Below are 13,618 nucleotides of genomic sequence, written 5' to 3'. Positions count from 1 at the left end.
AGCAGGCAGCTTCAATCCATGCGCCATTGAGGCCATAAAAACAAAGCCCGCCATAAGGCGGGCTTGGTCGATAACTCAACGCATTAAACTGCGGCTGTAGGGCGCAGCGAGTAGGTTTTGAGCTGCTCGGCAAACTCTTTAAGGGAGTGAATGCCGCTGGCCTCAGCATCACTGACCCAATGCTTGATGGCTTCGAGCATGTCGTGGCCATTAGCACTGGTCTTGACCCAGATTTGTTGCAGGGCCAGACGCTTTTCGTAGATCACTTTGAGTGCCTGACTCTGCTCCAGAATGTTCTGGATACGGGCGTGGTGGCCGTCATGCAGCAGGCTAGGCTCACGGGAAAGCAGGCGTTTGGCGCGACGGAATTGGTGACGCACCGACTCATCTGCCTTAGCCAGCTCTTGCTTAACCAAAGGCGCGATAACCAGCTTGCGATACTGCGCCATGATCTGGAAACGGTTGTTAAGGATGGCCATTGCCGTATCCATATCCAGACTGCGCTTGCCTTCGACGCGGTGTGCAATCGGCGCAACACGCTGCACCTTGGCCAGACCTAAGAAGCTGAACAGCTTGATCCAGAACCAGCCCATATCGAACTCCCACTTGCGCACGGAGAGTTTGGCCGAGTTCGGATAAGTGTGATGGTTGTTATGCAGCTCTTCACCGCCAATCAAGATGCCCCACGGCAACAAGTTAGTAGCGGCGTCACGGCACTCAAAATTGCGGTAGCCGACAGCGTGGCCAAGGCCATTGATGACACCAGCAGCCCAGACTGGAATCCACATCATCTGGATCGCCCAAACGGTGATGCCCAACGCACCAAACAGCAGCAGGTCGATCACTGCCATCAGCGTTACGCCTGCAATAGGAAAGCGCGAATAAACATTGCGCTCGACCCAATCATCCGGGCAGTTCTTGCCATAGATGCGCAGGGTGTCTTCGTTTTTTGCTTCTTCGCGATACAGCTCTGCGCCTTTACGCAGCACCGTACTCAGACCTTTAACCACCGGGCTGTGCGGGTCATCGACCGTTTCGCATTTGGCGTGATGCTTACGGTGGACCGCGGTCCACTCTCGGGTGTTCTGCGCCGTGGTCAGCCACAACCAGAAACGGAAGAAATGCTTAAGAGCAGGATGCAGCTCCAGCGAGCGATGCGCTGAATAGCGGTGCAAATACACCGTAACGCTGACGATGGTGATGTGCGTCATCACCAGAGTGACGGCGACCAATTGCCAGATCGACAGGTCGAGAAAACCGTTATGCCACATGGAGGAGAAGCCTCATTACATAGGAGGATATGCAAGTTTTTTCAGCGCATACCGTTTAACATTATCCAACAGACAAAATAATAAATCAGCACCCAGCGCACATTTAGATGATGTTATCCATCACATTCTCTATAATTTGCAGTCAAATCTATAAGACTAAAAGATACCCACCCCATGAACTTGTCGTTCAATGCCTGGCGTCTGATCCTGAGCTATATCGTGATTGCCAGTATCTGGGTTTTATTCAGCGATGGACTGCTTTCAGCTCTAAATTTGTCACCCGCCCAGATTCACCAGACCCAGCTTCTGAAGGGCCTGTCTTTCGTGCTGATTACTGCGTGCTTGCTGTATCTCGTCATACGTCGGCACCAAGATCAGTACAAAACAGCTATGGATGCCGTCAAACGTAGTGAAAAGCGCCTGCTACAGGCACTGGAAGCCGCAGATGATGCCATGTGGGACTGGGACCTGCCGACTAACAAGGTGTACTGCTCACCCAGCCTTGCAGCCATGCTCGGTCTGTCGGAGGTCCCTGCCGAAACCAATCCGGATTTCTGGCTGGAGCGTTTGCATGCCGACGACAAGCTGGCCTTTGAGCGCGAATTAACTGAGCGCCTGAAGACCAATAATATTACGCCCTATGAGTACAGTTACCGGATGCTGCACACCAATGGCAGCTTCCGCATCATTCAGTTTCGCGGCCGCCTGATTCTGGATAACCAGCAGCGCCCGGAGCACCTGATTGGCACAGCCAGCGATATCACTCAGCGTCGCCAGGACGAAGAAGCCCTGCGCATGGCGGCTGCGGTTTATGACGTCACCCAGGAAGGTGTACTGGTCACCAACGCCAACAAATTGATTGTGCGCTGCAACCCGGCATTTATCCGCATCACCGGCTATGGTCTGGAAGAAATCCTCGGCAAGTCCCCCAGCCTGCTCAAATCAGGCCGACATGACGGCACCTTCTACAACAACATCTGGAAGAGTGTGGCTACGCACGGCACCTGGAGCGGAGAAATCTGGAACCGGCGCAAAAGCGGGGAAATCTACCCGCAATGGCAAAGCATCCGAGCGATCCGCGATAACCAAGGGGAAGTTACCCATTACGTTGCGGTGTTCTCCGACATCAGTGCGCTGAAACGCTCTCAACGTGAGCTGGACTATCTGGCGCACCACGACCCGCTGAGCAACCTGCCCAACCGCCTGCTGTTCACCGAGCGCGTCGAGCACGCATTGGAACGTTCTATTACCGAACAGCGCAGCGGCGCTGTTCTGCTGATCGACCTTGACCACTTCAAACACGTCAACGAAAGCCTGGGTCATAACCCCGGCGATTTGCTGCTCAAAGCAGTGGGTGAGCGCCTCAGCCAGAACCTGAACAACCGCATGACCCTCGCGCGGCTCGGTGGTGATGAATTCGGCGTGCTGTATGAGAACTGCAACAACGCCGAGCAAGCTGCAGTCATGGCTCAACACTTGCTCAATTGCCTGCGCCAGCCATTTGAGGTGGAAGGCCAGGAGCTATTCATCACCGCCAGTTTGGGTATCACCCTTTATCCGGATGACGCTCTGGATGCCAGCCAGATTCTGCGCAACGCCGACTCTGCGCTGTTTAAGGCCAAAAACAGCGGCCGTGAAAACTACGCGTTCTACACGCAAGAACTGACCGAACTAGCCAGCCAGCGAGTTGAGTTGGCCAGCTCGCTGCGACACGCACTGGATAACGACGAACTGCGGGTGTTTTACCAACCGCTTTTCTGCCTTACAACTCAGAAAATGGTTGGCGTAGAAGCATTGGTGCGCTGGCAGCACCCGCTTCGCGGCCTCGTACCGCCATGTGAGTTTATTCCTGTCGCCGAAGAGATAGGCCTGATCGCAGCCATTGACGATTGGGTTCTGGTGCAGAGCTGCCAGCAGATGGTGGCTTGGCATGAGGCGGGGTTTAATCTGGAGTTTGTCGCGGTGAACATTTCCAGCCGGCTGTTCTCCAAAGGCGGCCTCGACCGGCGTATTGCCGACGTGATCCAGCAGACCGGAATCAACCCGTCCAACCTGGAGCTGGAAGTCACCGAAAGCGCGATCATGATTAACCCCAACGCAGCGCTGACCCAACTGCTCGCCCTGCGTGACTTGGGTTTGCGCTTGGCCATTGATGACTTCGGCACCGGCTACAGCTCACTGGCCAGGCTCAAGCGCCTGCCGGTGCACAAACTCAAGCTGGATCAGAGTTTTGTCGCTGGCCTGCCCCATGACCATGACGACATTTCCATCACTCGCGCCGTCATTGCCTTGGGCCACAGCATGGGTCTGGACGTCTTGGCCGAAGGGGTAGAGACAGAGGCTCAGGTTGATCTGCTGAGTCAATTGGGTTGTGATCATGCCCAAGGTTACTATTTTGCACGCCCACAACCGCCTGAGCAGTTGTGTTCACCCCGCGCACTGGAAACCCCTTAACCCATGACACTCCATGTACCCGCTCTGGAGTACACCCTATGAGCGTGAGTGGCAAACCCCACACCATCTACTGGATCGCAGGCCTCGGCAGCCTTGGCCTGGCGATCCTGTTTGCGGTGCTGGGTGCGCTCGCACTGGGAGAACGGGAGAACCTCTGGCGTTTGCAACTTGAACGCCAACATCAGCTGCACAACGCGGCGTTACGTAGTAATCAGCTTGAGCTTCAACAACAGGCCAAACTGCTCGCGGAGACCATCGCCGCCGACGCTTGGATGGTCGAGCTGATCCGCCAAGCCAACGCCAATCACGCTACCGGCAAGGCCGACCCACAGGCACTCAGCGCCATCCGCAACCAGTTGTACTCGCGTCTTGCACCACGCTGGCGCAAGCTGCAGGACATCCGCCCGTTCGAACTCTACCTGCACCTTTCAACCAGTGCCGAAGTACTGCTGCGGGTGCATGAGCCCAGATGGTTCGGCGACTTCCCCGTCGCACAGCGCCACATGCTGCAGGAAGTCCTGAACAAATCTGAACCCAAAACCGGCCTGGCAGCTGCCCCCAGCGGCCTGAGCGTACGCGCCATGGTACCCCTGCAGGTCAACGATGGTGAAGGACTGCTGACCGTCGGCGCACTTGAGATCAGCCTGGATATGCTCCCAGGCCTTCGAGCACTTAACACCGATCCAGAATCAGGCATTGCCCTGCTGTACAAGCAGAGCACGCTCAAGGCCTATGACAGCGGAGAGGTCCTGCGCGGCCTGCGCGCTGACAGCGAGCACTGGAACCTCGAAGGCTTTGATCAGCCACAAGTTCAGTATTGGTACAACGAGCATCTGCTACCCGATCCCGACGACGCAGAAACCTACGCCGTACAGGAACAAGACGGCCGCCAATACCTGCTCAACCAGCTGCCACTGACGGATTACCGTACTGAAGCGTCCAAAGCAGAAAGCTCAGTTGTCGCGATCACCTGGCGCGACATCACTCCCCTTCACACCCAGCACGTCAGTGGCCTGCGCTGGGTCATTGCCAAGTGGCTGTTCGCTTGGGCTGCGACCGAACTGTTGCTGCTTCTGCTACTGATTGCCACGCGCAACAGCACGCGAAACCTGATGCGCAAACACAACGATGAGCTGCGCATCCGCCACAAACAAAGTGAAGAAGCGCGCAATATGCTGGCTATCATGAGCCAGGCTCAGGCCGCTTACATCAATGCGCACAACCAGCGCGAAGCCTTCGATGCCTTGTTACAGAGCATCCTTACCTTCACCCAGAGCCAGTTCGGCCTGATCGGCGAAATTCTCCACGACGATCGCGGCGCACCCTACATGCGCACCTTTGCCATCAATATCAGCAACCTCGGCGATGAGGTGCCAGCCGACTATAAGCGCAGGGCCGAGGAAGGGCTGGACTTCCGCAACCAGTACAGCCTGTTTGGTCAGGTCATCCGCAACGGCGTGCCTCTGATCAGCAACAACCCGGCAAAACATCCGCACCGGGCCGGAACCCCCGAGGCCCACCCGCCTCTGGAGGCCTTTGCTGGGCTGCCGATCCACGCCAACGGCCAACTGGTCGGGATGCTGGCCTTAGCCAATCGCGCGGACGGCTATCCGACAGACTTCGCCCAACAGCTGCATCCACTGCTCAGCACCTTGGGGCAACTGCTGGATGCCCTGCGCCGCGACAAGCAGCGCGAACTGGCGCAACAACGCCTGCAGCGCCAGCAAGAGGCCTTACGCGTACTCAATGAAATTGCCGCGCTGCCCAAGCTCAACAGCCACAACCTGCTGACCCGCGCCCTGGAACTGGCTGCAGCGTTCTACGCCATGCCCCAAGGGGTGATCGCCCGGCTGGATAACAACCTGCTGCACGTTGTGGCCCAGATTACCGATGACAACAGCCTGCACGACGGCCAGATCTTCCCCCTGATCGAGACCTACTGCAGCCTGCTAGTACAGAACACCGACGTTCTGGGCATCAGCCACATGAGCCAGAGCCCTTACTCCAACCATCCTGCTTACGCCCACTTTGCTCTGGAAAGCTACATTGGTACCAACGTCTGGGTCGCCGGGCAGCACTACGGCACTATCAGCTTTGGCGCCGGAGCACCACGCGGCACGCCGTTCGATGATGTCGAGGAAGAATTCCTGCGCCTGCTGGCACGCTGGATTGGTGCCACCCTTGAGCGCCAGCTTCACGAAGAACAAACCCGCGAAGCACGTCTGTTCCTCCAAGCTGTTCTGGACTCTGCCACCGGTGTCAGCATCATCACCACCGATACCACCGGCCTGATCACCCTGTTCAACTCCGGTGCCGAACGCCTGTTGGGCTACCGCGGCGCTGAGGTCATCGGCCAGCACACGCCGCTGCTGTTCCATCTACCGGAGGAAATCAGCAGCCGCAGCGCCATCCTCAGCGCTCAGACAGGCCGGGAGATCAGCGGATTTCAGATCTTCAGCCTGATGCCAGACAGAGGCGACACCGAAACCCAGCAGTGGACCTATGTGCGCAAGAACGGTGAACGCCGCGCCGTTAACCTGACGGTCAGCGCCATGCACGACTCCACCGGCAAGATCAACGGCTACCTGGGGATTGCCAGCGATATTAACGACCTGCAACAGACCACCCGCGCCCTGCAAAAGAGCGAAAGCCGCTTCCGAGGCTTGGTCGCCAACCTGCCGGGAGCCGTTTACCGCTGCCGCAATGATCAATTCTGGACCATGAGCTACCTCAGTGAAGAGGTGCTGGCCATCAGCGGCTACCCAGCTTCCGACTTCGTCAACAACCGCATGCGCAGCTTTGTCGACGTGATCCACCCTGATGACCGCGAGCTGACCCAGGAAGCCAAAAGCGCACTGGAGCATCAGGACTCCTTCGAACTGACCTACCGAATCATCCACGCCGACGGCCATAGCGTCTGGGTACGGGAGAAAGGCCGCGGCGAATACGACCTGCAAGGAGAGCTGCAGTGGATTTCCGGGTTTATCTGGGACATCAGTGACCGCAAAGCAGTGGAAGACCAGCTCAAAGTCAGCCAACAACGCTTCAGCACCGCCTTCAACACTGCCCCCCAAGGCATGGCGCTGATCTCACTGGATGGGAGCTGGCTGGAAGTCAACGATGCCCTATGCAACATGCTCGGCTACACCCGCGAACACCTGCTCGAACTGAACTTCCAGAGCATTACTCATCCAGACGATCTGGGCACCGACTTGCAGGACATGCAAGATCTCATAGACGGCAAGATCAGCAGTTTCCAGAGCGAAAAGCGCTACATCGACAGCCTTGAGCAGATCATCTGGGTACTGGTCAGCGCCTCACTGGTTCGCGACAGCAATAACCAGCCAGTTCACTTTGTTGCGCAAATCCAGGACTTCAGCGAACGCATTGCCGCAGAAATGGCCATCCGCGAGCGTGAAGACTACCTGCGCACCCTGCTGGATAACGTGCTCGACGCCATCATTACCATCGACCAGCAAGGCTACATCGAGAACTTCAACCATGCTGCCGAACGCATCTTCGGCTACAACCACCTGGAAGTCTCCGGCCACCGCATCACCATGCTCATTGCTGACGCGGGCATCAACCTGCACCCGCGCCACCTCAACCTGTACCTGCGCAAAGGCATCAAACAGATACTGGGCAAAGAAATCGAACTCACAGCCAAACGCCGCAACGGAGAGACCTTCACCGTTGAGCTGGCGATCTCACAGATCAGCCACCAAGGCTCGCGCCGCTTTATTGCAGTGATTCGCGATATTGAAGAGCGCAAACGCATCGAACGCATGAAAAGCGAATTCGTCTCCACCGTCAGCCATGAGCTGCGCACACCGCTGACCGCCATTTCCGGCTCGTTGGGTCTGATAAACGGCGGTGCGCTGGGCGAGATCCCCTCAGGTATGGAGCAGATGCTGAAAATTGCTCACGACAACAGCCAGCGCCTCAACCTGTTGATCAACGACCTGCTGGACATGGAAAAACTGGTAGCAGGCAAGATGGAATTCAACCTGCAGCACCAGCAACTGTGGCCGTTGCTGGAAGAAGCTATTGACCAGAATCAACCCTACGCTCAAACCTATCAGGTACGCTTAACCTTATTGCCTCCGACAACCCAGGCTCAGGTACTTGTCGACAAACTGCGACTGGCGCAAGTACTCGCCAACCTGCTGTCGAACGCGGCCAAATTCTCGCCACCGCAGCAAGTGGTCGAACTCAGCACCGAGCAGCGCGGAAATCGCATCCGAGTCAGCATCCGCGACCACGGAACAGGCATTCCGGAAAAATTCCGCAACCGGATTTTCAGCAAGTTCTCCCAAGCGGATGCCACCGACACCCGACAGAAAGGCGGCACCGGGCTGGGCCTGGCGATCTGCAAAGAAATCATCGAACGAATGGGTGGAGAGATTGGCTTTGACTCCACTCCCGACCAAGGCAGCACTTTCTGGTTCGAACTGAAGACCTCGGACCCTTCCACCGACCAACACAAGGACTTGTGGTATGCCTGAGTTAAAACGCATTTTGCACGTCGAGGATGACCTCTCCATTCAGGCGGTAGCCCGGCTTGCACTAGAAGCCGTGGGTGGCTACGAAGTGATGACCTGCTCCAGCGGCCAGGAAGCGCTTGATCACTTGGCGGATTTCGCTCCCGACTTCATCCTGCTGGACGTCATGATGCCCGGCATGGACGGCCCACAAACGCTGTCAAAAATCGCCACGCAGTTGGACATCCAACATGTGCCTGTCGCCTTTATGACCGCCAAAGTTCAACCCGCCGAGATTGCCTATTACCAGACCCTTGGCGCGCGTGACGTCATCATTAAACCATTCGATCCCATGCAGTTGGCTGCCCAAGTGCGGGAAATCTGGATTCAGAGTCATGGATAAACCCCCTACGTCTCAGGACGAATTGCGTCAGCGCCTGCTGCAACTCAGCGACGCCTTTACGCTGCGCCTGAACGACGAACTCCCGGCCTTGCGTGCACTGGCCGAGCAACTGCCCCATTGCAGCAACGCCCAGTTGCTACAAGAGAACTTGCAGGCCATTAGCGCGCAACTGCACAAACTCGCCGGGAGCGCGGGAACCTTTGGCTTCAAAACGCTGGGCGAACAGGCCCGGGTGTTCGAAAAGCGAGCAGAGCTCTGGTTGCAGACCCTGCGCGAAGAACAGAGCAGCCTGGAAGACTTCAGCCGCAGCCTGGTTGTAATGACCACTCAGCAGTACCAACCCGAGCAAGCCCCGGCCACCAGCCCGCAGGCCAGCCGTGCGCAGCGGGGCTCCAGCACCCGCAGTATTTACATCCTTGAAGACCAGCGAGAGATTGGCGAAAGCATGTGCCTGACGCTTAACAGCTTCGGTTACCAGGCCAGGCATTTCTTCACCATGGATGCGCTGGACGAAGCCCTTGAGCAACGCCTGCCCGACGCCCTCATCGTCGACATCAACCTGCCAGGAGAGAGCCGCACCGGCCTGGACTACGCCGCTTCGCTGCAAGAACGCCTGGAGGAACCGCTGCCACTGCTGGTGATCAGTACACAGGACGATTTCAGCACCTACCTGCAAGCCGTGCGAGTTGGCGCTATGGGCTTTTTCCGCAAACCGGTGGACATTCCACAGCTGGAAAACCGCCTTGAGCGCTGCTTTTCACAGCAGCATGGCGAGCCTTATCGGGTGCTTATTATTGATGATGACCGCGAACTGGCCAGCCGCTACAGCCTGATTCTGCGCAGCTCCAACATGCTGGTGGAGATGCTTCACCAGCCACAAGACATCTTCACCTGCATGCGCGACTTCAACCCGGAAGTGATCCTTCTGGATGTCCGCATGCCCGGCTGCACCGGCCCGGAACTGGCGCAGATCATCCGTCTGGATGACGACTGGCTGCGTGTGCCGATTGTGTACTTGTCAGCTGAAACCGATATCAGCCGGCAGATGAGCGCGTTGATCAAAGCCGGCGACGATTTCGTCACCAAACCCATCTCTGACAACGCCCTGGTCGCCGCCGTATTCTCCCGCGCCCAACGCGCGCGCCTGCTCAGCAACGCCATGTCGCGGGACAGTCTGACCGGACTGCTCAAGCACGCCGATATCAAAGAGCAGGTCGTGCTAGAGCAAGAGCGCGCACAGCGAACGCAAAAGCCCGCCAGTGTCGCCATGATCGATATCGACTTCTTCAAAAAGGTTAATGACACCTACGGACACGCCGCTGGCGATAACGTCATCCGCGCCCTGGCCAACCTGCTGCGCCAGCGTTTACGTCGCGTCGACAGCCTCGGCCGCTATGGTGGCGAAGAGTTTCTCGTGGTGCTGCCGGAGTGCTCCGCGGACCAGGCACGGATGGTGATCGATGAAATCCGCCAGCGTTTTGCCGAGCTGCAGTTCACTGCGGCAGGCCAGCATTTCTCCGTCACCCTCAGCGCTGGTATCTCCTCCACCGAAGAACAGTTCACTGACGCCAGCGAACTGCTAGATAAGGCCGACCGCGCGCTCTATCGAGCCAAACACAATGGGCGAAATCAGGTTTGCTAGCGCCCTGAGCTTGGCTTTGTGAAAAATTAGGCATATATTTTCATGAAATTAATAATAAATAATTTCATGAGGCACGTATGTTCAAGCAATCCGCCCAGCACATCGGCACCTACTACGCCGGGACCTACCCCGGTCAAATCCCGCTCCGACCACGCCTGCAAGAAAACCTCCACTGCGACGTGCTGATTATCGGCGGCGGCTTCAGCGGTCTGCACACCGGTTTGCGTCTTGCCCTGGCGGGCAAAAAAGTGATCATCCTCGAAGCCAGCCGAATCGCCTGGGCCGCATCAGGCCGCAATGGCGGCCAGGCGCTGCCGGGTTGGTCTTGCGATATGCCACCGTTCGAGAAAGCCTTAGGCCTTGAAGGCGCTCGTCAGCTGTGGGACAGCATGATGTGGGCGACCAAAGAGATGAGCGAACTGCCGCAGCGCCACGGTTTCGACATCGACTACCGCACTGGCGCCATCTATTGCGCCGTCCTCCCGCGCCGTGTCCGCCAGTTGCAGGAAAGCATCGAAGAAGCCGCGCAGAAATACGATTACCAACAGCTGAGCTTTATCCCCAAAGAAGAATTGCCGCAGTGGATTGCCAGCCCGCGCTATCTGGCAGCAATCCACGACGCTGGTGGTGCTCACCTCAACCCACTCAAACTCGCCCAGGGCCTGGCAGGCGCCATTGAGGCCGCAGGCGGCAAGATTTTTGAGCAAACCAAAGCGCTGGAATGGCAGAACAACGGCAACGGTTACCGGGTTCGCTGCGAGCAGGGTGAAATCACCAGCGACGTGCTGGTCATGGCCTGCAACGCTTACGTCGACCGTCTCGACCGCGATCTGGCCAAGCGCCTGCTGCCGGTCGGCTCCTACCAGGTTGCCACCGCACCGCTGGACCCGGAGCTGGCGCAATCGCTGTTCCCGAAAGGTACCTGCAGCATCGACACCCAGTTCGTACCCGATTACTACCGTGTCACCCCAGACAACCGCCTGCTGTTTGGTGGCGGCTGCACTTACTTGGGCGGCATCCCCAACGACGTTCCGGCCGCCACCCGTCCGTATCTGGAGCGCGTATTCCCGCAACTCAAAGGTGTACAGATTGATTACGGCTGGGGCGGGCATATCGACTGCACCATGTACCGCACCCCGCATCTGGGCCGCAGCGGCCAGAAGTACTGGCTGCAAGGTTTCTCTGGTCATGGCGTACTGCCGACACTGGCGGCGGCCAAAGCAATCAGCGACGCTATCCTCGGCGACGATGAACTGCTCAAACTGTATGAGCGCCTACCCAACCCGCGCTTCCCCGGTGGAGACCTGCTCGCAGCACCGATTGAGGCCGTCGGCAAAGCCTGGTATCGCCTCCGCGATGTGATTTAACCCAGGAGTTTCCATGACTGAACAGGAAGAAGTAGAAGGCCTCGCGATTCTTATTCGCGACCTGCGCAAACACAAAAACCTCACTTTGGGCGAGCTTGCCGCCAAGATCGAACGCTCGGTCGGCTTCCTCTCCCAGGTTGAGCGTGGCCTGTCGCAACCCACCGTGGCAGACCTGACCGCCATCAGTGAAGCGCTGGGCGTGCCTACTACCTATTTCTACAGCCTGAGCAAACCCCGTGAAGTACGCTGGGTGACCCGCCCGAACGAACGCCGCACCCTGTATTACGCAGGCGGCATCACCGACGTTCTGGCTTCGCCGAGCATCGCCGGGGGCTTCTCCATGCTCGACAGCTATCTGGCTCCTGGCGCTACCAGCGGCGATGGCCATCTGAATGACCGTGACGAGCAAGGCGGTTTTGTCCTCGAAGGGCAACTGAGTATCTGGCTCGACGACGCCCAAGAGCCCGTCACCCTCGGCCCCAATGACAGCTTCCAGCTGCCGCCGTATGCCAAATTCCGCTACGCCAACCTAACCGATAAACCGACGCGCGTGCTCTGGGTATTCAGTTAACCCAGCACGCGCAGGAAGAAGTACGTATGACAATAACAACATCGTTCTCCAGCCTGCTCGACGAAGTAAAAGCCTTCCGTGCCGCGCACCCCGAAGTACGCTATGTCGACCTCATCAGCCTGGATATTCCCGGCCACTTCTATGGCAAGCGCTATCCCATCGAGATGCTGGAAAAAGTAGCCGCCGGCAGCCCGCTGAAAGTCCCGCAGAACTGCGTGTTGCTCGGTGTACAGGGCGGCCTGCATCCAATTGGCGACTATTGCTTTAACGACGGCGACCCGGACGCACCGCGCCGCCTGATCCCCGGAACCCTTAAACCGGTAACGTGGGAAGAACAGCCTCTGGGGCAAATGCTGATGAGCTCCGACGGCACCGCCGCGCCCATCGAGTTCGAACCTCGTGAAGTGCTGGCCCGCGTACTTGAGCGCCTGGCCAAGCGTGGCATCCGTCCTGTGGTGGCGTTCGAGCTGGAGTTCTACCTGTTCGACCGCAAACTCAAAGACGGCCTGCCGCAATTCCCCCGCGATCCGCGTTGTGAAGATGAAGACGACCAGCCAAACATGCACATTGAGCGCCTGTCGCGCTTCTCAAGCGTGCTCCACGACATCGTTGACGCTGCCCAGGCCCAAGGCATAGACGCCAACGTCATCACCGCTGAGCTTGGCCCCGGCCAGTTCGAAATCAACTTTGGCCACTGCGACGACGGCCTGCGCGCCGCTGACTGGGCCGCTCTGTTCTGCCGCAGCACCCGCGGTACTGCCCTGAAGCACGGGCAGCGCGCCAGCTTTATGAGCAAGCCTTATCTCAATGCACCGGGCAGCGGCATGCACGTTCACGTCAGCCTTTACGACAACGACGGCAACAACCTGCTCGACGCAGACAACCAGCGCCCGCTGCGCCACGCGGTGGCCGGATGCCTGGACCTGCTGCCGCACTGCATGCCGATCTTCGCTGCCAACCACAACGCCTTCCGCCGCTACGGTGCCATGGTTAACGCCGCCAGCCGCGCCAGCTGGGGCTTTGAAGACCGTGATGCATGCATCCGCATCCCGGAATCCGACGGCCGTAACCTGCGCATCGAACACCGCCTGGCCGGTGCCGACGCTAACCCGTATCTGGTCCTGGCGGCCATTCTTACCGGTATGGAGCATGGTCTGGATGCAGCTAAGGAGCCCATCGCCCCGCTCAACGAAGACCGCAGCAGCGGCATCGACTTCCCCAAAGACATGCTCAGCGCTGTGGCCACCATGCGCGACCACCCAGTAATCAAGCAAGGGCTGGGCGATGAGTTCGTGATGGTCTATTGCGAGAACAAATACCACGACCACCTGGCCTTTATGGACGAAGTCAGCGCCCGCGAATACCGCTGGTTTATGTAAACAGACTGCACCGCGCAAAACCTGCGGACACTAAAAAGCCCCCGGCAACT

8 protein-coding genes are annotated in these 13,618 nt (G+C 58.1%); 7 read left to right on the top strand and 1 reads right to left on the bottom strand.

Features of this window, described 5'->3' with window-relative positions; genetic code table 11:
• Positions 1–83 precede the first annotated feature (83 nt).
• The gene (desA, locus tag AO726_RS08210; protein WP_058067578.1) at positions 84–1,271 is read right to left on the bottom strand and encodes a delta-9 fatty acid desaturase DesA; all 1,188 of its coding nucleotides are present in this window, start codon (positions 1,269–1,271) and stop codon (positions 84–86) included.
• Positions 1,272–1,445: 174 nt separating this feature from the next.
• On the opposite strand from desA, the gene AO726_RS08205 reads away from it, so the two are divergent.
• The 7 genes from AO726_RS08205 (at position 1,446) to AO726_RS08175 (ending at position 13,568) form a co-directional block, all read left to right on the top strand.
• Entirely contained in the window at positions 1,446–3,725 is a 2,280-nt protein-coding gene (locus tag AO726_RS08205) for a putative bifunctional diguanylate cyclase/phosphodiesterase (protein WP_058067577.1), read from the top strand.
• A 38-nt stretch (positions 3,726–3,763) separates the two neighbouring features.
• A complete protein-coding gene (locus AO726_RS08200) occupies positions 3,764–8,230 on the top strand; it encodes a PAS domain S-box protein (RefSeq protein WP_058067576.1) in 4,467 nt (1,488 codons plus the stop codon).
• Positions 8,223–8,609: a response regulator gene (locus tag AO726_RS08195; protein WP_058067575.1), complete on the top strand. Its 387-nt coding sequence runs from the start codon at positions 8,223–8,225 to the stop codon at positions 8,607–8,609. The genes AO726_RS08200 and AO726_RS08195 overlap by 8 nt, the downstream gene beginning before the upstream one ends.
• A complete protein-coding gene (locus AO726_RS08190) occupies positions 8,602–10,251 on the top strand; it encodes a diguanylate cyclase (protein WP_058067574.1) in 1,650 nt (549 codons plus the stop codon). The genes AO726_RS08195 and AO726_RS08190 overlap by 8 nt, the downstream gene beginning before the upstream one ends.
• A 77-nt stretch (positions 10,252–10,328) precedes the next feature.
• Complete coding sequence (locus AO726_RS08185; protein ID WP_058067573.1) at positions 10,329–11,618, top strand: NAD(P)/FAD-dependent oxidoreductase; 1,290 nt, start codon at positions 10,329–10,331, stop codon at positions 11,616–11,618.
• Positions 11,619–11,631: 13 nt separating this feature from the next.
• Positions 11,632–12,189, top strand: coding sequence for a cupin domain-containing protein (locus AO726_RS08180; protein ID WP_058067572.1), 558 nt, complete (start codon positions 11,632–11,634; stop codon positions 12,187–12,189).
• Positions 12,190–12,215: 26 nt separating this feature from the next.
• Entirely contained in the window at positions 12,216–13,568 is a 1,353-nt protein-coding gene (locus AO726_RS08175) for a glutamine synthetase family protein (RefSeq protein WP_058067571.1), read from the top strand.
• The last annotated feature ends 50 nt before the right edge of the window (positions 13,569–13,618 follow it).

This window comes from Pseudomonas sp. TTU2014-080ASC (assembly GCF_001446935.1).
Taxonomy (GTDB): domain Bacteria; phylum Pseudomonadota; class Gammaproteobacteria; order Pseudomonadales; family Pseudomonadaceae; genus Aquipseudomonas.
The sequence above is the reverse complement of the archived record's forward strand: the minus strand, read 5'-3'. Positions and strand labels throughout refer to the sequence as shown.

Excerpts from the sequence above, each read along its gene's own strand:
- desA (WP_058067578.1), bottom strand. The coding sequence starts at position 1,271 with ATGTGGCATAACGGTTTTCTCGACCTGTCGATCTGGCAATTGGTCGCC.
- AO726_RS08205 (WP_058067577.1), top strand. The coding sequence starts at position 1,446 with ATGAACTTGTCGTTCAATGCCTGGCGTCTGATCCTGAGCTATATCGTG.
- AO726_RS08200 (WP_058067576.1), top strand. The coding sequence starts at position 3,764 with ATGAGCGTGAGTGGCAAACCCCACACCATCTACTGGATCGCAGGCCTC.
- AO726_RS08195 (WP_058067575.1), top strand. The coding sequence starts at position 8,223 with ATGCCTGAGTTAAAACGCATTTTGCACGTCGAGGATGACCTCTCCATT.
- AO726_RS08190 (WP_058067574.1), top strand. The coding sequence starts at position 8,602 with ATGGATAAACCCCCTACGTCTCAGGACGAATTGCGTCAGCGCCTGCTG.
- AO726_RS08185 (WP_058067573.1), top strand. The coding sequence starts at position 10,329 with ATGTTCAAGCAATCCGCCCAGCACATCGGCACCTACTACGCCGGGACC.
- AO726_RS08180 (WP_058067572.1), top strand. The coding sequence starts at position 11,632 with ATGACTGAACAGGAAGAAGTAGAAGGCCTCGCGATTCTTATTCGCGAC.
- AO726_RS08175 (WP_058067571.1), top strand. The coding sequence starts at position 12,216 with ATGACAATAACAACATCGTTCTCCAGCCTGCTCGACGAAGTAAAAGCC.